This is a genomic window from Agromyces cerinus subsp. cerinus, from assembly GCF_900142065.1.
Classification (GTDB): Bacteria; Actinomycetota; Actinomycetes; order Actinomycetales; family Microbacteriaceae; genus Agromyces; species Agromyces cerinus.
On the sequence record NZ_FSRJ01000002.1, the window covers coordinates 636,066 to 660,957 of the forward strand.

General features: G+C 66.1%; 18 protein-coding genes and 3 tRNA genes. 11 read left to right on the forward strand and 10 right to left on the reverse strand.

The annotated features are described in order from the left end of the window. Positions 1-31 precede the first annotated feature (31 nt). Positions 32-1,798: a glycoside hydrolase family 35 protein gene (locus BUR99_RS08905; RefSeq protein WP_074259982.1), complete on the forward strand. Its 1,767-nt coding sequence runs from the start codon at positions 32-34 to the stop codon at positions 1,796-1,798. Positions 1,799-1,851: 53 nt separating this feature from the next. Here the strand turns inward: BUR99_RS08905 and BUR99_RS08910 are convergent, their stop codons facing one another. Next, positions 1,852-2,904, reverse strand: coding sequence for a LacI family DNA-binding transcriptional regulator (locus BUR99_RS08910; RefSeq protein ID WP_074259983.1), 1,053 nt, complete (start codon positions 2,902-2,904; stop codon positions 1,852-1,854). 50 nt (positions 2,905-2,954) lie between these two features. On the opposite strand from BUR99_RS08910, the gene BUR99_RS08915 reads away from it, so the two are divergent. The 3 genes from BUR99_RS08915 to BUR99_RS08925 are packed head-to-tail and all read left to right on the forward strand — an operon-like array spanning position 2,955 to position 6,683. Next, a complete protein-coding gene (locus BUR99_RS08915; RefSeq protein ID WP_074259984.1) occupies positions 2,955-5,162 on the forward strand; it encodes an alpha-galactosidase in 2,208 nt (735 codons plus the stop codon). Further along, positions 5,159-6,004 carry a DMT family transporter gene (locus tag BUR99_RS08920; protein WP_074259985.1) on the forward strand — a complete coding sequence of 282 codons (846 nt, stop codon included), beginning with the start codon at positions 5,159-5,161 and terminating at the stop codon, positions 6,002-6,004. The genes BUR99_RS08915 and BUR99_RS08920 overlap by 4 nt, the downstream gene beginning before the upstream one ends. Before the next feature lie 16 nt (positions 6,005-6,020). Beyond that, the gene (locus tag BUR99_RS08925; protein ID WP_074259986.1) at positions 6,021-6,683 is read left to right on the forward strand and encodes a Pr6Pr family membrane protein; all 663 of its coding nucleotides are present in this window, start codon (positions 6,021-6,023) and stop codon (positions 6,681-6,683) included. Between the two features lie 88 nt (positions 6,684-6,771). On the opposite strand, the gene BUR99_RS20245 is transcribed toward BUR99_RS08925, so the two are convergent. Together BUR99_RS20245 and BUR99_RS08930 are read right to left on the reverse strand one after the other, a co-directional pair. Continuing rightward, a complete protein-coding gene (locus tag BUR99_RS20245) occupies positions 6,772-6,933 on the reverse strand; it encodes a hypothetical protein (RefSeq protein WP_159440974.1) in 162 nt (53 codons plus the stop codon). A gap of 329 nt (positions 6,934-7,262) precedes the next feature. Further along, positions 7,263-8,030 carry a DUF4145 domain-containing protein gene (locus tag BUR99_RS08930; RefSeq protein WP_084183851.1) on the reverse strand — a complete coding sequence of 256 codons (768 nt, stop codon included), beginning with the start codon at positions 8,028-8,030 and terminating at the stop codon, positions 7,263-7,265. A 218-nt stretch (positions 8,031-8,248) separates the two neighbouring features. Here BUR99_RS08930 and BUR99_RS08935 point away from each other — a divergent pair, with 218 nt between their 5' ends. After that, a complete protein-coding gene (locus BUR99_RS08935) occupies positions 8,249-8,770 on the forward strand; it encodes a hypothetical protein (RefSeq protein ID WP_143231552.1) in 522 nt (173 codons plus the stop codon). Positions 8,771-8,918: 148 nt separating this feature from the next. Continuing rightward, complete coding sequence (locus BUR99_RS19975) at positions 8,919-9,782, forward strand: hypothetical protein (RefSeq protein WP_159440975.1); 864 nt, start codon at positions 8,919-8,921, stop codon at positions 9,780-9,782. Positions 9,783-9,870: 88 nt separating this feature from the next. Here BUR99_RS19975 and BUR99_RS19980 read toward each other — a convergent pair whose 3' ends face one another. Then, positions 9,871-10,068 (reverse strand): hypothetical protein, encoded by a 198-nt coding sequence (locus BUR99_RS19980; protein WP_143231554.1) that lies wholly within the window; start codon positions 10,066-10,068, stop codon positions 9,871-9,873. Positions 10,069-10,295: 227 nt separating this feature from the next. On the opposite strand from BUR99_RS19980, the gene BUR99_RS08940 reads away from it, so the two are divergent. Then, the gene (locus BUR99_RS08940) at positions 10,296-11,915 is read left to right on the forward strand and encodes an AAA family ATPase (protein WP_084183852.1); all 1,620 of its coding nucleotides are present in this window, start codon (positions 10,296-10,298) and stop codon (positions 11,913-11,915) included. 221 nt (positions 11,916-12,136) lie between these two features. On the opposite strand, the gene mobF is transcribed toward BUR99_RS08940, so the two are convergent. The 3 genes from mobF to BUR99_RS08955 form a co-directional block, all read right to left on the reverse strand. Beyond that, positions 12,137-14,836, reverse strand: a complete 2,700-nt coding sequence (gene mobF, locus BUR99_RS08945) for a MobF family relaxase (protein WP_084183853.1) — start codon at positions 14,834-14,836, stop codon at positions 12,137-12,139. Positions 14,837-14,993: 157 nt separating this feature from the next. Beyond that, on the reverse strand, positions 14,994-19,106 hold the full coding sequence (locus tag BUR99_RS19985) for an NACHT domain-containing protein (protein WP_143231555.1): 4,113 nt from the start codon (positions 19,104-19,106) through the stop codon (positions 14,994-14,996). A gap of 223 nt (positions 19,107-19,329) precedes the next feature. Then, entirely contained in the window at positions 19,330-20,019 is a 690-nt protein-coding gene (locus tag BUR99_RS08955) for a hypothetical protein (protein ID WP_074259992.1), read from the reverse strand. Between the two features lie 139 nt (positions 20,020-20,158). Between BUR99_RS08955 and BUR99_RS20250 the strand changes: the two genes are divergently transcribed. Further along, positions 20,159-20,356, forward strand: a complete 198-nt coding sequence (locus tag BUR99_RS20250; RefSeq protein ID WP_074259993.1) for a hypothetical protein — start codon at positions 20,159-20,161, stop codon at positions 20,354-20,356. Further along, the gene (locus BUR99_RS08965) at positions 20,356-21,585 is read left to right on the forward strand and encodes a tyrosine-type recombinase/integrase (RefSeq protein WP_074259994.1); all 1,230 of its coding nucleotides are present in this window, start codon (positions 20,356-20,358) and stop codon (positions 21,583-21,585) included. The genes BUR99_RS20250 and BUR99_RS08965 overlap by 1 nt, the downstream gene beginning before the upstream one ends. A 34-nt stretch (positions 21,586-21,619) precedes the next feature. On the opposite strand, the gene BUR99_RS08970 is transcribed toward BUR99_RS08965, so the two are convergent. The 3 genes from BUR99_RS08970 to BUR99_RS08980 all read right to left on the reverse strand — a co-directional run bounded on the left by BUR99_RS08970 (position 21,620) and on the right by BUR99_RS08980 (position 21,965). Continuing rightward, positions 21,620-21,695 (reverse strand) — tRNA-Phe (locus BUR99_RS08970). A 71-nt stretch (positions 21,696-21,766) separates the two neighbouring features. Next, positions 21,767-21,840, reverse strand: a tRNA-Asp gene (locus BUR99_RS08975). A gap of 52 nt (positions 21,841-21,892) precedes the next feature. Then, a tRNA-Glu gene (locus BUR99_RS08980) sits at positions 21,893-21,965 on the reverse strand. Positions 21,966-22,188: 223 nt separating this feature from the next. Between BUR99_RS08980 and BUR99_RS08985 the strand changes: the two genes are divergently transcribed. Together BUR99_RS08985 and BUR99_RS08990 are read left to right on the forward strand one after the other, a co-directional pair. Further along, positions 22,189-23,520: a M23 family metallopeptidase gene (locus BUR99_RS08985; protein WP_084183908.1), complete on the forward strand. Its 1,332-nt coding sequence runs from the start codon at positions 22,189-22,191 to the stop codon at positions 23,518-23,520. A gap of 16 nt (positions 23,521-23,536) precedes the next feature. Then, entirely contained in the window at positions 23,537-24,799 is a 1,263-nt protein-coding gene (locus BUR99_RS08990) for a C40 family peptidase (RefSeq protein ID WP_074259996.1), read from the forward strand. Positions 24,800-24,892: the final 93 nt, after the last annotated feature.

Below are 24,892 nucleotides of genomic sequence, written 5' to 3' on the forward strand. Positions count from 1 at the left end.
GCGGTCCGTTTCTCGAACCAGGATCAGCGAAATGCCCACGTTTTCCATCGGTGACACCGACTTCCTCCTCGACGGCTCGCCGTACCGCGTGCTCGCCGGTGCACTCCACTACTTCCGGGTGCACCCCGACCAGTGGCGTGATCGCATCCGCAAGGCCCGGCTCATGGGCCTGAATACCATCGAGACGTACGTGCCGTGGAACGAGCACTCCCCGACGCGCGGCGAGTTCCGCACCTCGGGCCAGCTCGACCTCGCACGTTTCCTCGACCTCGTTCACGCCGAGGGCATGCACGCGATCGTGCGCCCCGGCCCCTACATCTGCGCCGAGTGGCACGACGGCGGCCTGCCCTCCTGGCTCATCGCCGACGACGCGATCGTGCTGCGCTCGCACGACGCCGCGTACCTCGACGCCGTGACCGAGTACCTCGATGCGGTCTACGCCATCGTGCAGCCGCGCCAGGTCCAGCACGACGGCCCCGTGATCCTCGTGCAGGTCGAGAACGAGTACGGCGCGTACGGCGCCGACAAGGACTACCTCCGCCGGCTCACCGAGCTGACGCGCGAGCACGGCATCGACGTGCCGCTGACCACGGTCGACCAGCCGCTCGAGCAGATGCTCGAGCACGGCAGCCTCGACGGCCTGCACCGCACCGGATCCTTCGGCTCTCGCGTCGGGGAGCGGCTCGCCACCCTGCGGCGCCATCAGCCGACCGGACCGCTCATGTGCTCCGAGTTCTGGTGCGGGTGGTTCGACAGCTGGGGCGAGATCCACCACACGACCTCGGCGGAGGAATCGGCCCGCGAGCTCGACGAGTTGCTCGCGGCCGGGGCATCCGTCAACGTCTACATGTTCCACGGCGGCACGAACTTCGCCTTCACCAACGGTGCGAACGACAAGGGCACCTACCGCGCGATCGCGACGTCGTACGACTACGACGCCCCGCTCGCCGAAGACGGCACGCCGACCGAGAAGTACTGGCGGTTCCGCGAGGTCATCGCGAAGTACGGGCCCGTTCCCGACGAGGTGCCGGCCGAGCGAGCGGATGCCCCCGAGCTCGACGTGCTCCTCGACCGGAGCGCCGCGCTCTGGTCCGTGCCGATCGTCGCGTCGCGGCCCTTCGAGCACCTGCCGGTCGCGGCGGAGTTCGAGTCGACGCGAGGCTTCTCGTGCTATTCGACGCGCATCGAGCACGGCGGCCTCCTCGCGTTCGGCGAGGTTCGCGACCGTGCCCAGGTCTACTTCGACGGGGCACTGGTCGGCACGCTCGACCGCGAACTGCACGAGCGGGTGCTGCCGCTGCCGGACGGGGCACGTGGCGAGCTGACCGTGCTCGTCGAGAACCTCGGCGGGGTGAACTACGGACCCCGACTCGGCGAGGCCAAGGGGCTCATCGCACCCGCGACGCTCGACGGCGTGCCGCTCACCGGCTGGTCGGCCGGCTCGATCCTGCTCGACGACCTCGAGCCCGTTCGCGCGGTGCTCGACTCCGCGCCCGTCGCCGACTCCGCCCGCGGCGCGGCGCCCCTCTCGGGCCCGGTGTTCGCGAGCGGCACGTTCACGCTCGACGAGGCCGCCGACCTGCAGCTGTCGTTGCCCGGCTGGACCAAGGGCGTCGTGTGGGTGAACGGCGTGAACCTCGGGCGGTACTGGAGCCGCGGGCCGCAGCGCACGATGTACGTGCCCGCGCCCGTCGTGCGCTCCGGCGAGAACGAGCTGGTGATCTTCGAGACCGTCGGTGCGGCATCGGCGGCCGTCCGCTTCGTCGCTCGTCCCGAGCTCGGCCAGACCGAGGCGTGACCGTGCTCACGCGGCGTCGGCCGCGTCGGCGGCTCGTGCCGGTGCTGCCCGTATCAGGCGGGTCGCACCGGGCCGGTGCTGTCGCGCACGACGAGACGCGTCGTGATCAGGATCTTCTCCTTGGTGTTGGGCTCGCCGTCGATGAGCGAGAGCAGCAGGGTCGTGGCGTGACGACCGACCTGGTCGAAGTTCTGGTGCACGGTGGTGAGCGCGGGCCAGTAGACCTCGGCCTCTTCGGTGTCGTCGAAGCCGACCACGCTGATGTCGCCGGGCACGGTCCAGCCGCGTTCGTGGATCGCATGCATGACGCCGAGGGCCATCTGGTCGTTGCTGGCGAACACCGCCGTCGGCGGGTTCTCGGCCGCGAAGAGCTCGCGCGCGAGCGCGAGTCCCGAGGCGGCACGCCAGTCGCCGACGAGCACGGGCCGTGCCGGCAGGTTCGCGTCGGCCATCGTCTGCCGGTAGGCGTCGGCGCGGCGGCGCGACGAGAACGAGTCGGCCGGCCCCGAGATGTGCACGATGTCTCGGTGCCCGAGGTCGAGCAGGTGCTGCAGGGCGATCTTCGCGCCCTGCTCCTGGTCGGTGTCGACGATCGTGTACGGCAGGTTCGCGTCGGAGTCGACGATCACGAGCGGGAGGCCTGCCGTGATGCCCAGCTCGTCGAGCGAGCCGACCTCGGAGGACATGACGAGGATGATGCCGTCGACGGCCTGCTCCTCGAGGCGGCCGAAGGCGCCGGCGACGTCGAGCTGCGTCGGGTCGATGACCGGCAGCAGCGTCGTCGTGTAGCCCGCGGCCTCGGATGCCTCGGCGACGGCGTTCAGCGTGCGTTCGTTGCCGAGCGTGGCGAGGTTGAAGGTGACGAAGCCGATGCTCCGGAACCGTCCCGACTTCAGGTTGCGCGCGGCGCTGTTCGGGCGGTACCCGAGGGCCTGCATCGACGCGAGCACCTTGTCGCGCGTGGTGGGCCGGACGTTGGTCTGACCGTTCGCGACTCGCGAGACGGTCTGAGCCGAGACACCGGCATGCACGGCGACGTCGTTGATCGACGCCCGTGCTCTGGGCTGCGATGCGTGGCCGGACAAACCGTTCGATGCGTACGTCATGGTGACGTAAACACTACCCCGAAGCCGTCTCCCTTGAAAGGAATCAATACATGACCGAGATCCCCGACTTCGGCCTGGTGATGCGTTCGGGCGGCGTCGCCCTCGTACTCGACCTCAGCGAGGGTGGTCTGCCCGCCGTCGTGCACTGGGGTGCCGACTGCGGCGCTCTCGACCAGCAGGGGTATTCGGCGCTGCTCGCGACCGGGGTGCTCCCGGTCGCCCCGAGCGAGGTCGACGTGCCGGTGCGCATCTCGATCCTCCCCGAGCACACCCGCGGCTGGATGGGACGCCCCGGGCTCAGCGGGTCGAGGGGCGGTGCCGCGTGGTCGCCGCTCTGGCGCGTCACGGGGGCCACGCTCGACGGCACCGTCGTCGCCGGGGCATCCGCTGCCGGCGTCGTGAACCACGGCGCCGGAACGCTCGTCGTCACCGCGGCCGATGACGACGCCCGACTGGCCGTCACCCTGACGGTCGAGCTCAGCCGGGCCGGCATCGTGCGCACGCGCGCCGAGGTGCAGAACCTCGGCGAGGAGGCCTACCAGGTCGACGAGCTCCTGCTCTGCCTGCCGACCCCGGCCATCGCGAGCGAGGTGCTCGACTTCGCCGGCCGCTGGGCGGGCGAGCGGGCGCCCCAGCGTCGCGCCATGGCGATCGGCGCCCACCGGCGCGAGGGGCGTCGCGGCCGCACCGGACTCGACGCGGCGATGATCCTCTCGGTCGGCACGCCGGGCTTCGGGTTCGCCCACGGCGAGGTGTGGGGCGTGCACACCGCATGGTCGGGCAACCACGTGCACCAGGTCGAGCGGGTGCTGAGCGGCGAGCAGCTGCTCGGCGGCGGCGAGCTCCTGCTGCCCGGCGAGGTGCGCCTCGCGCAGGGCGAGCGGTACGAGAGCCCCTGGGTCTACGGCATCTACGGCGCGGGCCTCGACGACTCGGCCAAGCGCATGCACCGCCATCTCCGTGCCCGTCCGCAGCACCCCGGCTCGGTCCGGCCGGTCACGCTCAACGTCTGGGAGGCCGTGTACTTCGACCATGACGTCGACACGCTCCTCGAGCTCGCCGATCGCGCGGCCGAGATCGGCATCGAGCGGTTCGTGCTCGACGACGGATGGTTCGGCGGACGTCGCAACGATCGTGCGGGCCTCGGCGACTGGACCGTCTCGGGCGAGGTGTGGCCCGACGGGCTGCATCCGCTCGTCGACCGCGTCCGCGGCCTCGGCATGCAGTTCGGCCTCTGGTTCGAGCCCGAGATGGTGAACATCGACTCCGACCTGGCCCGCGCTCACCCCGAGTGGATCATGGCGACGGGCGACCGCCTGCCGGTGGAGTCACGGCACCAGCAGGTGCTGAACCTCGGCATTCCCGAGGCGTACGCTCACGTGCGCGACGCGATGTGCGCGATCCTCGACGAGTACGACATCGGGTACATCAAGTGGGACCACAACCGCGACCTCGTCGACGCCGGCACGCAGCCGTTCGGTCGGGCCGGCGTGCACGAGCAGACGCTCGCGTTCTACCGGCTCGTCGACGAGCTGAAGGCGCGCTACCCCGAGCTCGAGATCGAGTCGTGCTCGTCGGGTGGCGGGCGCGTCGACCTCGGCGCCCTCGACCGCACCGACCGGGTCTGGGTCTCCGACAACAACGACCCCATCGACCGCCAGCAGTCGAACCGATGGACGACCCAGCTGGTGCCGCCCGAACTCATGGGCAACCACATCGCCTCCGGCGCCTCGCACACGACGAACCGACTCCACGCGCTCTCGTTCCGCGCCGTCACGGCGTTGTTCGGGCACCTCGGAGTGGAGTGGGACCTGCGCCACGCGGGGGAGGCCGAACTCGCCGAGCTCGAGGGATGGATCCGGCTGCACAAGGCGAACCGCGAGCTGCTCCACGGCGGCGAGCTCGTGCGCCTCGACCACCCCGACGCCTCGCTCTCGCTCAACGGCATCGTCGCGGCGGACGGCTCGGCCGGCCTGTTCGCGTATGTGTCGCTCGCGCGGGCGTCGGTGGCGAGCCCCGGACGCATCCGCCTGCCCGGACTGCTGCCGACGGCGACGTACCGGGTCGAACCCGCCCTCGTCGGCGGGCTGCCGCACGGGGCTGACGCGGCGCCATGGTGGGAGCTCGGGCCGCTCGAGCTCACGGGAGTGGCGCTCGACTCGATCGGCGTCGTGATGCCGAGACTCCGCCCCGAGCAGGCGGTGCTGCTGCGAGCGGTGCGCATCGACGACGACGATTCCCGCGGTCTCATCGCGTGAGCGCAGCCGTCCTCGTCGCCGTGCTCGGCGCCGCGCTGCTGCACGGCACCTGGAACGCCATCGCGAAGGCGATCCCCGCCCGGCTCGTCTCCTCGGCGCTGATCGGGCTGGTCTACCTGGTGGTGGGGGCGATCGGATGCCTCGTCTTCCCGCTCCCGCCCCAGGAGGTGTGGCCGTACCTGCTGATCTCCGCCGCCGTGCAGACGCTCTACCTCGTGCTGCTCACGGCGGCGTATGCGAAGGGCGAGTTCGGCCGCACGTACCCGCTGACCCGTGGAATCGCCGTGCTCGGCATCACGCTGATCTCGACGACCTTCCTCGGCGAGGTGATGACGCCGGCCCAGATCGCCGGAGTCGCCGTCGTCGCGATCGCGCTCTTCGCGCTGTCGTGGTCGCCGAAGGGTCGAGGCGGCCCTGCCGGAACGCTCATGGCCGTCGCCGTCGGCGTCACGATCACCGCCTACTCGGTCATCGACGGCATCGGCGTGCGACTGTCGGGGGAGCCGTTCGGCTATGCGTCGTGGCTGTTCCTCATCCAGGGCATCACGATCCCGCTGGTCTGCTTCCTGCTGGCGCGCGACCGCCGCGAGATGCTGCTCGGCATGCGCGAGCACGCACCGATGGGCGCGCTCGGCGGCATCCTCTCGCTCGCCGCCTACACGATCGTCGTCTGGGCGCAGTCGCTCGCGCCACTCGCGGTGGTCTCCGCGCTGCGCGAGACCGGCGTGCTCGCGGCCGGGGTGATCGGCTACTTCGTCTTCCGCGAGCCGTTCAGCAGGTGGCGGCTCACGGCGACGGTGGTCGCGGTCTCGGGGATCGTCGCGATCCGGCTCGGCGGGTGATCGCTAGGCTGACCGGATGACTCAGGGCCGCCGGTTCCCGACCGCAACCGATGCAGTCGGGCTGGCCAGGATCGTCGGGGGCGTGCTCTGCATCACCGTGCTCGGCTACGCCTACGGTCTGCGCATCGAGGTCGGCGACGGCAGCCCGCTCGACTTCTTCGGATACTTCACCAACCAGACGAGCCTGTTCACGAGCGTCGTGCTGATCGGCTCGGGCGCGCTCGCCGTGCTCGGGCGACGTGTGCCGGCATGGCTGTCGACCGTTCGCGGGATCGCGACCGCGTGCCTCGTCGTCGTCGCGGTCGTCTACAACGTGCTCGTTCCGGGCACGGGGTCGGCGCCGCCCTGGGTGAGCGCTGTTCTCCACATCGTGTTCCCGCTCGTCGTCGTGCTCGACTGGCTGCTCGTCGGAGATCGACCGCCTCTTCCCTGGCGCCAGCTCTGGCTCGTGCTCCCGTATCCGATCGCGTGGCTGGGGGTCGTCCTCGTTCGGGGCATCACCGACGGATGGGTTCCGTACGGCTTCCTGCTCCCCGAACGAGGACCCCTCTCGCTTGCCCTGCACGTCGTGGGGCTGCTCGGAGCGATGCTCGCTGCCGGCGCGCTCGTGTGGGCCGGCAGCCGTCTGAGCGTCGGCCCGCTCGCGCTCGCCTCACGAGTCCCCGAGCGCGCCGGCTGAGGGCGTCAGCTCGCCGACTCGAGCGCCGCCCAGGCGAGCTGGGCGAGCGCAGCGGCTGCTGCGGCGTACGCGAGCGGACGTCGCTGAGTTATCGCTTGCCGTTGTCGATCCAGCGCGTGTGTGCGCGGAGCCCGTGGAAGACTCCCTGGCGGATCACGATGTACAGCAGCAGCAGGCTGACGACGAGTCCAAGCGCGGCTGCAGCCCAGCCGGCGATGGAGGCGAGGATGAGCTGTTGGCTGATGTCCATGTCCGTAACCGTATTGCGGCTGGAGGGGAAGTGACGAAAGCCCCCGGCGAACCGGGGGCTTTCTCAATCGATGGTGGCTCCGACGGGCGTCGATCCCGTGACCTCACGATTTTCAGTGAGCCTGGGCGGTTTTCGCTCAATTCTTATGGTCGCGATATCGCGCTGATCAGGGGTTCTACAAAACAGTCACAGTTGGTTTCAGATGGTTTTCGCGCATTTAATGGCACATTAATGGCACAAGATCTCGCTTCCGAGGCCCTCCATGTGCCTAAACGGGCGCGACATTGAGGCGCATGGCCCACGTGATCGTGGTCGCCAAACACCAGGCCTCATCGGACCCGAGGCAATCCTCGCCGCCGGTTGATGTCCTTCGCCGTCGCTAGAAGGTCGGCCTCGTTCGTGTCGTACAGACGTCGTAACGCAAGTTCGAGAAACTTCGCACCTGTCACCACATCATCTATGGACAGCCCACTCTCATGGGTTCCAGTGTTCCCGATCCACTTCACGGCCTCGAGCGCGTGAACTACTTCCGGGTGGGTGCTAGCGAAGATGTCCAATCGCTCCTGGGCTGAAAGTCGCTTTCGCTTTCGTTTGGCGGTGATGAACGTTCGCTTCACACCGCGCGCGGTGAGCAACTCCTCGACGGCCAGTCGAAGCTGGGTAGCCGCCAAGTCCGGACTCGTCCAGAGCACTGAGGACGCCATTGCGATGGCTTCGACCACCTTTGTTGGTGTGCGTTGTGGCGTGAGCAGCAGCTGCGGAGCGGGGCTGATGTGACGCAGCGCGAAGAAATCCGTGAGACGTTCGCGTTCTTGAACGTCGTCGAAGGACCATAAGTACGCCCAGTCGCCAGCAATAGCCGCCTCGCGTTTGCAGCCGTGATTGTCGCATTCGAGCACACCGGTGAAGCTTCCGCCGAGCTCGTCGGGGCCGTCCAAGTGGCGCCTGACCAACTCGATGTGAGCGCGCGATCTCGCGTCCGGGTATTGGGTCGTCGACTTGAGCGCTAACGTGCCTTCAAGGCATTCCGGGCACAGCACTCGAGGCCAGGTGTCTTCGTTTAGCCAGCCCGACAAGGCTCCGAGCGGTTTCGCCATGCTCCGAAGTTACCGTTGCCGGGTGATGCTTACAGACGAGAGAGTGCCCGTGCCGTCGGTCGACTTGTCACGTCACACTGCCTTCTCGTGCTGTCGTCGGTCGAGAAGAGGCGGTCGAGTGCAACGCGTGACTGCGCATGCGAGATCGGAGCCCGTCCACATTGCGGTATGGATGCGTTGTGCGACGGTACAACGCGGGCGATCAGTACGCTGATGCGGTGACCGTTAGTAACGAGCCGCCCGGCAAGTCGAGTGCTTGGAACTGGCCAGCTGAGTGGGCCGTGGAGCGGGCCTTTTGGCGCGAGGTTGCAGCGCGCACCATCGCGGGCGTACTGACAATCCTTATCGTCGGCGTGCCCGCGCTCATCTGGGCCGCACTCTCCGGGGTCCTAACCTGGGACATGGTGGCCCCGGCCCTCATCGGATTTGGGCTGTTTCTCGTCGTTCTGATCGTTTACGTGACCCTTCTCCTAGTCATTCGTGCGGTCGCTCGAAGCAAGGGCCGGAAGACGCTGCGCGCAGAAGGCGGCTCAGAGTACAAGGACGTGTCAACTCGGGATCTGGACACGATTCTTGTTTCGTTCGCCGGTGGCGAGCCGATCCCAGTCCCATACTTCGTCAATGAGAAGGCGAAAGAGAGCCTTCGCCAGATTGATCGGTTCCAGCACGCGTTTAGCATCGTTGCAGCCGTTGTCGCGCTCGCCGGCGCGGTGGTTGGTGTCTTCTTCGCGCTTCTCTAGTTCGGGAGGCAGCAGCCCCGCTATCGATGATGATTTCGTTTAGCGGAGCCTCGGGGTTCCATGATGTCGCTCTCCGCAGACGACAGTCGCGGCTCCTCGCGGAATGTCATGGTTGCGAAGGCCCCGGTGGGTTGGCCAAGATTGCGCAGTGACCGATGAGGCAACCCGTGACGAGACCACGACGAGAGAGTCATCCTCGGGAACCGCTTGGCGCTGGATCAGATGGGCGCTCGCGGTCGCGGCGATATGCGCCGTGATCACTGTCATAGCTTCCAGATATCGAGAGTGCTCAGAAACGACGACGACCGCCGCCAACGGTGACATATCCACTGTGATCGCGTGTGCGCCGCCATCCTTGACCAGTGCTTCGCTCATCCTTCTCCTCCTACTCGTTGGCCTGCTCCTCTGGCCGGACCTAACAGAGCTCACTGTGGGGGGAGTGACTCTCAAGCGAAAAGTCGCAGAGGCTGCCCAGAAGGCAACTGATGCGAAGGAGAAAGCGGAAAGTTTGGCCACGACCATTCAGATACTTCAGGCCCGAATCGATACCTTCGCGTTCTCGAATGCCTCGGCGTCAAACAATATCTACTTCGGTCGCGAATGGACGCCCACAGAATCGGAACGGATCCAGCGACAGGCAGCTGAGGCAGGTGAGTTCGGGGCCGAAGCGCAAAGTGGGCGCGGCCCGCTCGAGAACATGAGTGACGACAAGCTCCAGACGACGGTCATCCGGGAGTGGGAATCGCTCAGCGGACGGCTTGACCTTCGACCAAGTCGCCTCCGCGAGAACGATCCGCTAGATGCGGAAGTTCGTCAACGCACTCGAAGCCTGCAACGGGCGTTCATTGCAGACTTCGAGCCACAAATCCGGACCGTCCGCGACCTTCGCAACGCCGTCGCACACGGGCAGCAGATTCCAAGAGAGGACCTGGTCAATGGGCTTGTGCTGCTCAACGCGCTGAACCGTCGCGCTGAAGTCTGGCTCGAAGGCGGGTCTGTCGAGCCCCTCTGACGCTTGGTATCGAGCACTTGGATAACCCGCGATCGGCATCAGTCGCGTGGAACTTGCCAGGCACGTCCAGCCGGAATCTCGACGACGATCATCGGATCATGGTTGCCTCCGGCTTCTCTGTTGCGGAGGCCAGACCGAAGCGAGCTATGCCCATCGAATCGTTCGAAGACTGTCGACTTTCCACCGACGGTTTGTCGTTGCTTCGTTCCCGAATCAGAATTCGCTGAAGTACGGCGATCAGATTCAGGTCGAGCCAGCCGATGACGGAGCCGAGTTTGACGTCCAACGATCCAGCCTGTCAACAGCCACGCGATGAACCCGACGGGGATGAGGGCCCACAGGAGCAAGTCTCGGACCAAGAGCAAGACGAAAAACCCGGCAGTCTGCAGCGCGATGTCGTGATTTGGGGCCGATGATTCGCCCCGTCCTGGTGGGTTGCGGTTAGGCGCTGGGCGACGAGTAGTTGCAGTGGTTGGCCGTACGATCGCCATTGTGACTGCGCCCAATCAAGACATGCCGGAAACGACAGTGCCACCAGTGATGACGTGGTCGGTACCCGCCCGAGATAGCGCCGCCGTTGCGATCACGGCGCACGCGGGGCGCGTAACGACGATCGTCGGGGCCAACGGCGCCGGCAAGTCTGCGCTCGCGACATGGCTGGTCGCACAGATGCCCTCGGGCACCGTCCGGAGGCTTATTGCCCACCGAAAGATCTGGTTCAGTTCGTCGGGGCCAGAGATTAATCCCGCTCAGCGAGAGCGGCACGGTCAAAACGCTGAACAGTGGGATCGAAGGAGCGACTCGAGGTACGCGGATCACCTCGATGGGAATCGAGCCAACATTGCGCTCTTCGACCTCCTCGGGATGATCAACGATCAAAACCGCAAAGCCGTTGAGATGTACGACGGAGGGCGAACAAGAGACGAGGTTCTCAGCGAAGCTGGCGAACGGCTCCTTCCAAAGTTGAACCGGATCCTTGCGAACGCCGGCCTACACATTTCGATCGCGCTAACCGCATCTCAGACCTTCATGGCGCGCCATTCCGACTTGGGGGTCGAGTTTCCGATCTTCCACATGTCAGACGGTGAGAAGAGCGCGCTCTTACTGGCAGCGGAAGTCCTAACCGCGCCAGTAGGGCAGGTGATCGTGATCGACGAGCCCGAGAGGCACCTTCACAGATCCATCTCCGCAGGGCTGGTGGATGCAATCGTCGCTGAACGCTCGGATGCAGCGTTTGTGTTGTTGACGCATGACCTCGAGCTTGCATCCGCACTTGGGGCTCACGGCACAGTCGTCACGTTGACTGGGTGCGAGTGGTCGGGCGAAACCGTAGCCACGTGGGAGGTAAATCTGGTTGCCGACGGCGGAGTTGTTTCGGAGCTCGCTCGTCAAGCCATACTCGGTGGGCGTAAGCAAGTCATGTTCATTGAGGGTGACGTCGGGAGTCTCGATTTACCTCTATACCGGGTCCTATATCCCGACTGGACCTGCGCCCCAGCCGGTGGTTGCGACTCGGTAATCAAATCTGTCGCCGGTATCCGCGCGAGCTCGCAGTTCCATTGGGTGCGTGCCGTAGGAATCGTCGATGGAGACGGCAGATCCGAGGCCGAGCGCGCGGCGCTTCGAAGCAGGAGCGTGCTCGCCCTACCGGTGAACGAGGTCGAGAGTCTGTACTACCTCTCAAGCGTCCTGGAGGCGGTCGCAGGAGCGCAGGCAGCGGTAATCGACGCATCCGCGACGTCGCTCATGGACGCTGCAAAGTCTGCGTTGCTGCAATCGCTCAGCCAACCGGAAACTGTCGATCGATTTGCGCGCAAGCTAGCTCTAGCGGAAGTGCGTCGAAAAGTGGTTGACCACATCCCTGAAGTCCTCGGAGAGAAGGACATCCAGATCTCCGTGCCATCGCCATTCAATGAGATTCGTGACAAGCTCGAGAGCATTCTTGCGTCAGGCGACTACGAAGGCATGGTGAAGGAAGTCTCGATTCGGGACAGTTCAGCGCGAGCGGCCGTCGCGCGCGCCATGGGCTTCGGATCATTCGCGCTCTACGAGCGAGCTGCACGACGGCAGATTACGGAGAACAGTGAGTTGCGTGTTGCGGTCCGTGAAGCCGTTGGCGCGTTGCCTGGTTAGGTTCCCTTGCACGGCTCGTCCTTCAGATCGACACTGATTGGTCAGTGTGCGCGGCGATCCTCACCGGATCTCGGTCTGTGCAAATCAAGCAGGACGCCAGGTGCGCCGCCTGTCAACAACCGAGAACCCTCGGTCCGTATGCGCGCTTGGCCAGAATCTTTCCGGAGCAGCCAGTCCGTCGCACAATCGCCATCATGAGTGAATTCGTCGGAGCGAATTCTTCATCGGCCCAGGCCCACTTCGCGCGATCTCGAGGATGGGGTGCCTCGGCTGGAGTAGGTGTAGCTTGTTGGGCCTGACTTGTACCGTCGCTTCAAGCTCTCGGGCGTGAGACTATCCACAGACTTTCGCGCAGCGGCTATGGCGTGAGAGAGTCCGCGATCAGCGCGGTCGCGCTCCGCCGCGAGCACGAACTGCTCCCGCGCCTCATCAGCATTCGCTGCCACGAGATGCACACGGTTTACGTTCTGCCCGCGCGTCATCCCCACGTAGACGCTCGCTGCCCCCATCGCATCGCCGACCACCGTGTGCGACTCGTCCACCGTCATGCCTTGCACCCCGTGGGCCGTCGCCGCATACGCGAGATGCGCGTGCTCGGCAACGTACTCGGCCGGCAGTTGAACTGATCTCTGCCGATGGCCGGCGGCGTGCTCCGTCGCCCACACCGTGCCATCTCCATCGACGCTCCGAACGACCCACACCTGACGATTCGCTACTCGCAGGCCGGAGTCGTTTCGCCGAGTCTGAATCACGTCCCCGCGCCCGATGCTCAGCCCATCGCTCCCGATCATGGTGCGGCTGTCATCGACATCGCCGGCCCGCACCCGCTCCTCGCGAATCCGCGCATTCAGCTCACGCGCTTCGTCGTTCGTTGCAACGGTCATCGCGCAGTCGTCGCGCCACTCGCGCGCGAGCGCCTCGAGCTGCCCATCCGGGCTCTCATGAATCGCAACGAGTTCGAGCGCGCATAGTCGGTCGAAGACTGCCTCCGGATGATCCCCGCGCCGCATCTGCACAGTGAGCGCGGCGTACTCGGGGTCGACGAATCGGTGCACGGCCGTCATGCGATACGCGCGGGGGAGTAGTTGCGCGGCCATGTCGAGCACACCGCCGCGTCCGACGGCGGCGAGCTGCGCGCGGTCACCGACCAGAGCAACAGTGGCGCCCGCCTCGTCGGCTACGGTCAGCAGCGCGAGGGCGGTGTCCTGGTCGAGCATGCCCGCCTCGTCGACGACGATTCGCTCGCCGCGACACAGTCGAGCGGATGCCGCGGGGCCGGCGTACACGGCATCCGTATCTGGGTCGTGGTCGCCGATCGCGAGCCGCGTCCACACGCCGTCGCGATTCCACCGCCACCCGTGCTCGTGCACGAGCTTGGCGACGCTGTCGGCCGCAACTCCGAGCTCCTGGTGCGCAACGTCGGCCGCCTTCCTCGTCGGCGTGACCACCCGAGTCCTGCGACCCTGCATTGCCGCCGCATTAATTGCCGCGGCGAGCATCGTCGTCTTGCCCGCGCCGGCCGCACCCTCCACGACGACGAGCGATTGAGCGGATGCCACGGCCGCAGCCGCGCGCGCCTGTGCCGGGTCGAGTCGGAGCCGTTGTGCGATGCGCGACAGGTCCGGCGTGCGTACCTGCGGCCGCTCGGCCCGCGCCGTGAGCAGATCGCGCAGCCGGGTCTCGACGGCGAGGACGTGCATGCTCGTCAGATGTGCGACGTGCTCGGGATGCGGCCCGTCGGGCGGCAGCACCGACAGGCAGTCCTCCTCCGCGAGGCGCGTGGCGAGTGTGACGAACTCGCGCAGCAGCGTCGGGTCGGCACGCACGCCGGCCTCGGTGACGAGGTGCGACACGTGCTCCTGGATGTCGTGCACCGTCCACGTCGACGCGGCGGCCGCGCAGCGATCGAGCGCGCGGGACGCGACATCCTGCACGCTCAGTTCATCGAGCGCGACGGCCCGTTGTCCTCGCACGCGTTCGAGATCAGGTTGATAGCCGGATGCCTCGAGTTCGCGTCGCCACAGTTCCTCGCTGCCGAGCTGGGTCGGCTTCTTGTGCGGCCGCTCGTGATCCCATGCCATCGCGGTCAGTCGCGACATCGCGGCGGGCCCGGGTTCCTGGTCCGGATGCGCCGCGCGCCAGTCCTTCTCGAAGTGCGCCAGGTTGCGCGCGACCTGCTCGGCACGCTTGCTCATCGCCGCGTTGAACGGCTGCAGTTCGGTGACCTCGGCTGTCACCGGATGGAGCGTGAGGCCATGCGCATCGAGCGTGGCCGCGAGCCGCGGGTGCGCCGCGATCACCGCCGTGCCGAGCGCGCGGATCGCGCCTTGCTGCCGGAACAGCGCCGCGGTGTCGAGACCTCGCCACGCGGCATCCGCCCACACCCGCGTGCCGATCTGGAAGTGGATGTGCCGGTGCGGGTCGCCTGCCCGCGAGGTCTTGTGCGAGACCGCGACCGTCTCGAGCTGCTCGGCCGGCGCCACCCGCTGCGCACCGCGCGGGCCGACACGCGTGACCGAGTGCTGGCCGAGCCAGACACGGATCTCGGCGACCGCATCGCGCTGCGCCACATCGAGCGCATCGGATATCTCGGGGTGAAGCGCCGCGGCGATCGACAGCGACTTCGGCGCGTTGACGACCATCTCGGCGAACCGTGGCGATCCATGGCGAGCGTCGCCGGCATGGCGGGGGGTGCCCATCGATTCGCCGGTGAGCGGGTTGATCCAGTCGACCCACTGGGCGTACTGGTCGGGGGTGAGTGCGCCTTCGCCGATCAGGTCACCATCGCCGTCGACGACGGAGAACTCAGCCAGCGCCGTGCCGCCCTCGAGGTAGTAGTCGTCGGCGCGGGAGCGATCTGACTCGAGGTACCGGCGCGCGTCGGCGCCGGAACCTCGGTACAGGATCACTCCACCTCGCATCGCCTTCCTCCGAGCTAGCTCAGGTTCTTGCAACTATCTACGGTAGCATACGTCCATACGGGCCGTACTTGATTTCGTTGGAAGCAGAGGCAGGCAACTGGACGTCCGGTGCGCTCCAAGAGGGAGCCTGGTCGACATCTGGATTCGGCGCGTGATTTCAGAAGGCGTTGGCATCGTTGGCGGATGGCCGATGGTAGCTCGCATCGAGGATGTACAAGCGAACACGCTCGCGGACGCTATCCGCTAGCGCGGCATGTGCGGCACTGAGTCGCGCTTCGACGAGTTCTCGTGTTCGCGACAGAGCGGGCGCCCGACGTGGGTCCTGATCGGACCAATAGTCGCCATCGAACCAAAACACGAGGTAAACACCACCCGCCCCTGGGTGATCTCGAAGATAGCGATCCACCAGCTGGCCTTCGAGTGCGTCGACCAGTTCGGCGTTCCATGACCCTTTCGATTCGACGATTACGGTCAGCGTGGCATCGCCAGACGCAGACTCCGATCGGAGCGCGTCAATCCGGAGATCCGTTCGCTCGGGGACGCCTGACGGCCTATTGCGTCGCACTTGCACCTCGCGGTTGACGACTATTCCGTTCCCAGCAACCTCTTGTAGCAACGCGTTGCGAACGTAGTCGGAGATTTCGTCTTCAGATTTTGGCCGCCGAGAATGCGTGTCCCACAACAAGTGCGACTCGGGCGTGTCCGACTGCAGGCGCGATTGGATGCGCGCGAGAGCCCATAGCACCAAGTTCAGGAGATCCTGCGGACTCCGGACAAGCCGCGCATCTGCTTGGCCAATTAGATCCCGCAGTTGGATTCGGGTTAGGGGGATCCAGCTCTCACGACGGAGACTCGCCTCAGCCTGAAGGAGCGAAACTGAGAGCCACTCGAGGTCTGGTCGGTCGCGCGCGATCTCTCGGATAGCCTCCACCGAGGCCCGGGTCCCACTCTTGATTAGGTGATTCAGAAGTGAATCCCGCCATCTCGTCAGTTCTTCCCGGGGTCCAACCATGTGCGCGCCGTCGAAGGCTGGATCATCGCTCATTGGAAACCAACGCAGGGTCCACAAGAACAGAACTGCGACCCTCGAGTCATCTAGATCTGGAACTGGAGCGTGATAGCCGAGACCCAGCAGGATCTCGCCCAGTAGGTCGGGCTCGTCATCCATGAGGCGAGTCAGCTCGTTCCAAGTCGCGCCGGCCTGCTTGCGAATGAGCCGAGCGCCCGCGTCGATCCTGCCTTCTCGACGCCAGTTGTCGTTAGATAGGCGCTCGATCAGGATGCTCGAGATTGACGCAGGGGCTTTAGCGTCGAACACGTCGAGAACCTCTGATTCCGTCTCGTGTGCAAGGCCGGCTCGAACACGATCAAGTAGTTGCAGTTCGAGCGTCGGTGACCAGAGTTCGCCAATCTCAAAAGTCAAGAAGGACCGCTTCTCAGACGCGGAGGCCGCATCGATGAGCACTACTACCGCCGTCTCAAGATCAGGCCGGGCATGAACGACGGCCCGTCGCAAGATCTCAGCCTTGAGATTGCGCGCGTGCTCATCGCTGAGCGCTTCCCAATCGACGATTGTCGGTGCCCACCTGCGCCAGTACTCACCCTCGATCTCATCTAGAGCACCCGGAGATTCGTGAAGGAGGAGGACTAACGCTCGGTACCCTGCCAGCGAGGGGAAGTACGAAGTGTTTGTCCCGAGCCATCTCTCTGGATCAGGGTCGCCAGCGGCGATATACAGAGCTGCAGCGGTGACCAATTGTCGCTTTGTTTTGTCAGCGAGCGAGCCCCACCGCGCATGCTTCGTCAAGTCAGGCTCGTGCTCGTCCCAATATTGGTCAGTGCCTGGCCGGACCGTAATGAGCCGGACCGCGATCCAGAACGCGTTGGAGTCGCCCTGCGAGGCGCTCTCCACGAGTTCTTCAATCCGCTGCTCAATCCAGGACCCGGAGTGATCGTCCTCGTCTCCGTCCTTTTTGGCCATGCGTTCGCTCAGCTGTGCACGAAATTCTCTCGCCGCAGTCGCTTCGGGGGACGTCAAGTCAACGGACCCTGTCCATCGCCCCAACACGTCTTGTACTACCGGGTGATCAAGCGGTAGGGAAAGCAGAATTTCGGAGTGATCGGGATCGTCTGGTCGGAAGACTTGGCTGATGACTTCGCCCACGCGCTGGCGCAAAGGTGTTGCAAGGTTCGGGTAGGCGCCGACCAAAAAAGGAAAGTCTTCGGGCGCGAATAGCGGCTTGCCGGAAGTTGGGTACAGCGCATAGAACGTGTCTTCCTCCGCAAGTGCCGCAACAACGGCGAAGCCTAAGCGAAGCCTGGCCGATGGAGTTAGTCTTTCGAACTGCTCACCCAGCCAGGAAACGTGCGATTGAAGCAGAGCTTGAATGACGCCCGCCATTGCCACCAGGACGAGATCGTCGTCGAGTTGATCGAATGCGAGATCGAGAAGGGAACGCGTGAATTGTTCGAGGCGCGAATCTTCTCCCAAATCTGACTGTCCGATCAGCCAGTGGAGCCCAGAGAGTACGCCTTCAGGGCCGATTCCAGCGGCGAGCTGCGTAAGAAAGAGGTACTTCAAGCCGAAGTTGCTCTTGCGTCCGAATGGCCCGAGAAGGTCGAAGACCTCGTTCGTGGAGATCGCCTTGGGCCAAGACACGAGGAGGGCGGCCGCCTGGAGCTCTTCGTCAATCGACGGGTCACTCCGTAGGAGATCTAGAAAATCATCGACAGGTTCCGATTGGTCTTTCGTTAGATCGTAGATGGCCATAATCGCGGCAGTCCGAAGGTACCGTTCGCGGTGCTGCGCTAGAGCCAACCGAGTCAGCGCTGGAACCAGCGATGCTTCCCGCGTACCGCGGGCGATATCGATGATCACATGATCCACGTCATCCAGTTCGAGGAGCAATCCCGCTTCTAGGTCGGCTTTAAGGGCGGGGTACTTGAGCGTGGAGTAATCAAAGTCGAAGTCGCGTGCGAGCCGTCCTGATCGTACTGCGCGCAGAACTTCGCTAACCACCAGAGCCCGTAGGTCTTCAGACGGAAGCTTGATCCCTCCGAGGAACGAAGCCGGATCCGTCTCGATCAACCACCCGAATGCAGGGCCGTCGAGTGCTGCGGCCCAGACCGCCGTGTTACGAACTTGTGGGTAGATTCGACCGTCTTCGAAGCACAGAAGTTCACGAAGCCGACGCTGATCGAGGCCGAGACTTACCAACCAGCGCGCGGACGAGAACTCCAGAAAGGTTTCATGCGCCCACCCCAGCTGACCAGAGCCGTTGCCGGCGAACAATCCAGTGCGAAGCGCGGCGGCTATTTCTGAGTTCTGGACATCGCCAAATGATGTCTGAGACACCGCCAGATCATCGGGCAACGCAGCATCGACGGGAGCATCAGCGAATCCACCAAGCCAGTACTTGTTCTTTCCCGAAAAGACCGAAGCCGCCGCAATCCAGGACGCAATATCCAGTTGACGCTTTGCTGAGATGTGATCGTTGCGGGCATCGCGTCGGTCTTGATCGGACTCGTCGGCCAACGCGAGGAGACCCCGTTCGTAGATCTCGACGGCTTGATCGGGAAGGGTGCCATCAACTTCATACTGACGCCAGAGAAGCTTTAGGAGGAGCGGTCGAGCAGCGAGCGGCACTACACGCCCGCTTTCGATGGCTGACAGGAACGTTGCGGCGCGGAGGTCGTCCGAAACTAGTTGTTCTGCATCCAGTCGTCGCAGCGGCAGCAACTCATAGACACCGACTTCTCCAAATTCGGATTTGAGACCGTCAAGTAGAGAGGGCGGCCAGTCAGCAGTCCTGCAAGCGATCCTGAGTACGAGCCGTTCCTTCGGCCATCGACGGACGTAGGAGAGGATCAGCCGATGAGCGGCGCTGTGTTGGGCCCGTGCTTCGTCCAAGCTGTCAAGGATGAGGCATAACGTGTCTTCAGACGCCAGCCATGCCGTTACTTCTGGCCCAGCGAACACCAAGTCTTCCAACCGATCGAGAGTCGGGAACTCTGACATGTCGAATCGCGCGACCCGAGTGGAACCAGATTGAGTTCCATTTAGGACGTCGGACCGCAACTCTGATGATTTTCCAATTCCCGGCTCTCCGAGAAGGACCAATGCCTGTTCTTCATCAATGGTTCGCGATGTCTTCGCTTCAGGGTTTCGGCTGGTCCCTCCGAACCAGCTGCTGGCCGGATCAACGAGCCATCCCGCGCCGTCGAACGATACTTCCTTCACGGACGGTGCCCAAAAACGTTCTATCGTCACTGAATCAGCCTGCTTCCTCGGTTCTGACCGTTCGAGTATTGCCACGCCGGAGATCATGGGAGACGCGACTGGTTCGAGCCCTGTCCCGCTCACGCAGCTGTCTTGGTTTCCTTGCCGTCGCTCCTCGGCTCCTAGTGCAGACCGTTGATTGGCGGCAAATGGGCGATCAACAGCGCCGCTGGGGTCGCCGTCCGTCGCCACGTCTGTTCTGTCTCGGCGTCCATTAGCCCGCTCTGCCACGCCGACCCGGTGGTAGCAGGCCGCGGTCGCGGGCCTTCGTGATCCATCCTTGAGCGGTCGAGAGCGCCACGCCGTTGACCTCCGCCATCGTCGCGCTCGGGTTCGCGTCGCCCTGCTGGGTCAGCCGGCCGTGCTGGAGTGCGACCAGCTCGTAGAAGTCCGCCACCTTCTTCGGGTCGCCGAGCGGCTTCAGCAGATCCCGCTCGCTCACTTTCCGCCCTGACGGCAGAACGATCTTCCCGCCCGTGATGGTCTCGGTGCGCTTCATCGCGAAGAGGCGCTTGTTGATTGCTGCCTCGATGCGGGCGGTCGGCAGCTCGCGGAGGAGCTGGCTCGTGATCGGGTCGCCCGGCAGCCAGGGGAGGTAGATCACCCCAGTAATGCGGATCTCCTCGGGCACGGCGAGCAGCTGTCGCTGCAGCCGGATCATCACGCGCGTGTGCGTGGCTTCGTGCTCGAGGTAGCGCCACCGACCGCCAGTGGTCTCGTTCTGATCGGAGTCGGCAGGCGAGCCCTGATCGTCGTAGCCGAGCACGGCATCGATCTGCTCGCTCGCGTCGTCGTCGCGCTCGCCGGGGAACCGGCTGGGCAGGTACCAGCCCTCGGGCAGGTCGTCTGCGACAAGCAGGCCGTCGTAGGACTGGTCGCCGGGGCGGGGTGTCGAGGCGGGCATGAATCGAGTCTAGCCACTCAACTCAGGTACTTGCCGAAATGCGCGCAGCGATGTTATTCTCAGATACTTGCAAATAGCCGCGCGTGGGTCGGCATGCACGAGATGCCCGCCGGCGGCCGATGAGTCGAGGGGGAGCGTCATGGTCGACGTCGCGCTGAGGGTCGAGTATCTGAGCCGAGCCGAGGCGGCCGAACGATGCCGTATCCCGGTCTCGAGCTTCGACAAGCTGCGCCACGACGGGCTCACTCCCGAGCCCGACGCCCGCATGGGCAAGCACCTGCTCTGGAGCGCAGACACGATCGACGAGCTGCTCGCCCGGGGCGGCACGGAGCACTGATGGCCGGGCGGCCCAACCGCGATACCCCGAGCCGGGTCGATCCGCGCACGGGTCGTCCGCTGCCGGAGGGCATCCGTTGGCGCGCTGACCGGCAGCGGTACCAGATCCGCGTCGTCGGCCCGAGCGTCGACGGGGGAGCGGCCGAGCGATCGCGCACGTTCATGACGCTCGCCGAAGCCAAGCGTGAGCTCGCGAAGGCGGTTGCCGGCCGCAACCCGAACGGGTCGATGACCCTCGAGCAGTGGCACGAGAAGTACTGGCCCGCGATCGAGTCGTCCATACGCCCGGCGACCGCGCGCGGTTACGGTGTGGGTTGGCGGCTGCGGGTGAAGCCGAGCCTGGGCCGGCACAGGCTCGAAGACATCACCTCGCCGATGATCGAGTCGGCGATGGTGGCGTGGCCGGGCGGGGCATCCGCCAAGAATGATGCGCTCGCGGTGCTCTCACGCCTGCTGGATGGCGCGCGACGCTCCCGGTTCATCGATCACAACCCGGCCCGCGAGGTGAAGCGGCCGAGCATGCGCGAGTCCATCTCGCCGGTCTCGCGCGCGCTCACGCTCGACCAGATCCGGACGCTCCTCGATCTCGTTCCCGAGGGCGCCTATCGCGGCTACCTCGCGGCGCTCGTCTACACCGGCATGAGGGCGGGGGAGGCGACGGCCCTGCGCGTCGGCGATGTCGACTTCGGGCGCGGCGTCATCCACGTCAGCCGGTCGCTGAGCCCTGGTCAGCACGGCGAGCTGATCGAGCAGTCGCCCAAGAGTCACAAGTCACGCGACGTCCCGCTGATCGACGCGCTGCGCCCGTACGCCGAGGTGGCCGCGAGAGGCAAGCAGACGAACGACCGGCTGTTCGCCGGACCCGACGGCGGCCGGCTCACCAATCACAACGCGCGACGAGGAGTCGACTGGGAGACGCTTCGCGAGGCGATCGGCCGGCCCGACCTGCGCATCCACGACCTCCGGCACACGTCCGCGACGATTCTGTTCGATGCCGGCGCCAGTGCGCCCGACGTGCAGGCCACGCTCGGCCACTCGAGCCTGCAGGTTACCGAGCGCTACTCGCGTGCCCGCGAGGGCGTCGCACTTCGCGCCGGTGCGGCTCTGAACGACGCGTTCAAGAACGCAGCCGGCGAACCTTCGCAGCGAACGACACGGCAGGCCCCTGCCGACGTTAATGGCACATTAATGGCACAACCTCACCGGCGCTCTGGCGAGATCGCCCGCTGAAACCAGAAAACCCCCGGTTACCCGGGGGTTTCATTGGTGGCTCCGACGGGCGTCGATCCCGTGACCTCACGATTTTCAGTCGTGCGCTCTACCAACTGAGCTACAGAGCCTCGAAGTGAAGAAACACTCCGAATAAGGAGAAAGCCCCTTCTCTCGTAAGGGAAAGGGCTTGTCGCCTGAGCGACCCTGACGGGACTTGAACCCGCGACCTCCGCCGTGACAGGGCGGCACGCTAACCAACTGCGCTACAGGGCCTCGTGATGCCTTTCGGCACCGAGTTATTCAATTATACGTGCTGGTCGTGCAGTGACCCCAACGGGATTCGAACCCGTGCTGCCGCCGTGAAAGGGCGGTGTCCTAGGCCACTAAACGATGGGGCCGGAGGGCGTTACCTGGGTCACGCCCGCCGACAGCCAAGCATACGTGCAGTCGGCGCAGATGGCAAAACGAGGGTCGCGAATGCCTCCGGACCCGCCACGCGGCATCCGCGGACATGCGTCTGAAATGCCCGGAATGCGCCGATCTCGCGCTTATCGTGGGGCTGCCGATGCCCGAACCGAGAGTCAGGAGCGCGGGGACCCGAGCCCGCGTGGACGGGGAATGATGTACCGCACCACAGACCGAACACCCGCAGACGGCGTTCGAACGAGCCCGGTTCCCGCGGAAGCGCGGGCGGCGCGGAGCTCCGGCCGCCGGCGCACGACGCAACGACTCGTCGCCGTCGTCGCGATCATCGCCGCGGCGCTCGTCGGTCCGGTCGTCGCACCCTCGCAGCCGGCCCTCGCCGCGACCTATCCGAGCTGGGACGAACTTCAGGCCGCGAAGGCGGACACCGCTGCCGGCGCCGCCGCGGTCGAGCAGATCACCGCGCTCATCGCCGAGCTCGAGGTGAACGTGGAGGTCACGCGGGCCGAGGCCGAGCGACGCACCGACGAGCTCTTCGTGGCGCAGCAGCAGTACGACGAGGCCGTGCTGCGGGCCGAGCAGATCCAGGCGCAGGCCGATGCCTCCGCCGCCGAGGCGCAGTCGGCCGAGACGAACGCCGGTCAGGTCGCGGCCCAGCTCTACCGTTCGGGCGGCGGCGGCGACGTCGGGGTCAACCTCTTCCTCGACGCCGGCGACGCGCAGGCGACCGACGAACTGCTCTCCAAGCTCGGCAGCATGGAGAAGATGGTCGAGCGCACCTCGAACATCTACGACCGCGCGCAGGAGAAGAAGAACACCGCGGAGGCGCTGAGCGACCAGGCCGAGGTCGCGCAGGCCGAACGCGAGAAGCTGCGCATCGCCGCCGAGGCAGCGCTCGTCGCCGCACAGGAGGCGCAGGCGGCCGCCGAGGCGGCGCTCGCGGAGTCGCAGACGAAGAAGGTCGAGCTCGACGCCCAGCTCGCATTCCTCAAGGACGCCGAGGCGAAGACCACGGCCGCCTACGAGGAGGGCGAGCGGATCCGGCAGGAGCAGGAGCGCAAGCGCCGCGAAGAGGCCCTGCGCGCCGGCACGCCGGGAACCCCGGCATCGTCGGGATGGGCGAAGCCGGCCTGGGGCGGCATCACCGGCGACTACGGCCCTCGCTCGCCGATCTGCGCCGGTGACGGGTGCTCCGGCTCGTTCCACTACGCCGTCGACCTCGGCACCGGCTGCGACGCCCCGATCTACGCCGCGAACAGCGGAGTGGTGACGTTCTCGGGCTACTCCGGCACCTACGGCAACTTCATCCAGATCGATCACGGCGGCGGCATCTCGACCGGCTACGCGCACATCCGCGACGGCGGCCGGTTCGTGGGCTCGGGCGAGTGGGTCGAGGCCGGACAGAACATCGCCTCGAGCGGCACGACCGGCGCTTCGACGGGGTGCCACCTGCACTTCGAGGTCTACAGCGGCGGGAGCCGCATCGATCCGGTGCCGTTCATGGCGGACCGGGGGGTCTACTTTGGCTGAGAATCGCACCAGGCCGGTGTCGCGCGTGAAGCCCGCGACCGTCTTCTCCGCCGTCGCCGTCGGGGCGGTCACCGCATCGGTGGTGGCCGGCGGCGGCCCGGCCATGGCCGAGCCCGACTATCCGTCGTGGAGCGAGATCGAGCAGGCCAAGACCAACGAGGCCACGAAGCAGGCCGAGATCGCCCGCGTCGGCGACCTGCTGGCAGGCCTGCAGCAGGTGGCGGATGCCGCGATCCAGGCGTCGCAGATGGCGGCCGAGTCGTATCGCGTCGCCGTCGACCAGCGCGATCGTGCGGCCGAACGCGAGAGCGCGCTCGCGCAGCAGGCGGATGAGGCCGACGCCGTCGCGGAGATCTCCAAGATGCGGGCGGGCCTGCTCGCCGCCCACCTCGCGAAGACCGCGGGCAACGACCTGACCTCCGAGCTCGTGTTCTCGGGCGAGGACACCGACGGCCTGCTGAAGCAGCTCGGCATGGCGTCGAAGCTCGGCGAGCAGTCGCAGGCCGTCTACGAGCAGGCGATCGCCGACCGCAACACCGCCGACGCACTGCGAGCCCAGGCAGCTGAGGCCGCAGCGGAACGCACTCGTCTCGCGGAGCTCGCCGAGACGAAGGCGAACGAGGCGAACGCGGCAGCGGAGTCCGCGATGGCGGCCGTGACCGCGCAGGAGCAGCGCTCGGCGGAGCTCTACGCACAGCTCGCGACGCTCAAGGACACCACCGCCGACCTCGAGCGCGAGCGGGTCGAGGGTCAGGCGCGCGAGGCTGCCGAGGCGGCGCTCGAGGCGAGCCGACCGACCGAACCGGCGCCCCCGTCGGACGGCAACGGCGGGAACGACGGCGGCGGGAACAGCGGCGGCAACGGCGGCGGAACGCCCGCACCGAACCCCGACCCGGCCCCGCCGAACGCGGGTGCCGTCGAGACCGCGATCTGGTTCGCGAGCCAGCAGCTCGGCGAACGGTACGAGCTCGGCGGCGCCGGTCCCGACGCCTGGGACTGCTCGGGCCTCACGCGCGCGGCATACGGCGCGGCGGGCATCGGCATCGGCACGCACTCCGCGACGAACCAGTACTACACGCTCGCGGCGCGCGGCAAGGCGGTCTCGCTCGGCAACGTGCAGCGCGGCGACCTGCTCTTCTGGGGCTCGGGCGGCGACTACTACCACGTCGCCATCTACCTCGGCGGCGGTCGCATCCTCGAGGCCTCCGACTACGGCAAGCCCGTGCGCGAATGGCCGGTCTGGGGCAGCCCCTCCGCCGCGGCACGCCCCGCCGGTTGAGCCGGTCCTGACACGCAGCAGGGGCGGGCCGTGAGGCCCGCCCCTGCTGCGAGCGGATGTCGCGAGCTCGCGACATCCGCTCGGTTCATGCCC

Coding starts and splice junctions, on each gene's coding strand:
- BUR99_RS08905 (WP_074259982.1), top strand. CDS start 32: ATGCCCACGTTTTCCATCGGTGACACCGACTTCCTCCTCGACGGCTCG.
- BUR99_RS08910 (WP_074259983.1), bottom strand. CDS start 2,904: ATGACGTACGCATCGAACGGTTTGTCCGGCCACGCATCGCAGCCCAGA.
- BUR99_RS08915 (WP_074259984.1), top strand. CDS start 2,955: ATGACCGAGATCCCCGACTTCGGCCTGGTGATGCGTTCGGGCGGCGTC.
- BUR99_RS08925 (WP_074259986.1), top strand. CDS start 6,021: ATGACTCAGGGCCGCCGGTTCCCGACCGCAACCGATGCAGTCGGGCTG.
- BUR99_RS20245 (WP_159440974.1), bottom strand. CDS start 6,933: ATGGACATCAGCCAACAGCTCATCCTCGCCTCCATCGCCGGCTGGGCT.
- BUR99_RS08930 (WP_084183851.1), bottom strand. CDS start 8,030: ATGGCGAAACCGCTCGGAGCCTTGTCGGGCTGGCTAAACGAAGACACC.
- BUR99_RS08940 (WP_084183852.1), top strand. CDS start 10,296: ATGCCGGAAACGACAGTGCCACCAGTGATGACGTGGTCGGTACCCGCC.
- mobF (WP_084183853.1), bottom strand. CDS start 14,836: ATGCGAGGTGGAGTGATCCTGTACCGAGGTTCCGGCGCCGACGCGCGC.
- BUR99_RS08955 (WP_074259992.1), bottom strand. CDS start 20,019: ATGCCCGCCTCGACACCCCGCCCCGGCGACCAGTCCTACGACGGCCTG.
- BUR99_RS20250 (WP_074259993.1), top strand. CDS start 20,159: ATGGTCGACGTCGCGCTGAGGGTCGAGTATCTGAGCCGAGCCGAGGCG.
- BUR99_RS08965 (WP_074259994.1), top strand. CDS start 20,356: ATGGCCGGGCGGCCCAACCGCGATACCCCGAGCCGGGTCGATCCGCGC.
- BUR99_RS08985 (WP_084183908.1), top strand. CDS start 22,189: ATGTACCGCACCACAGACCGAACACCCGCAGACGGCGTTCGAACGAGC.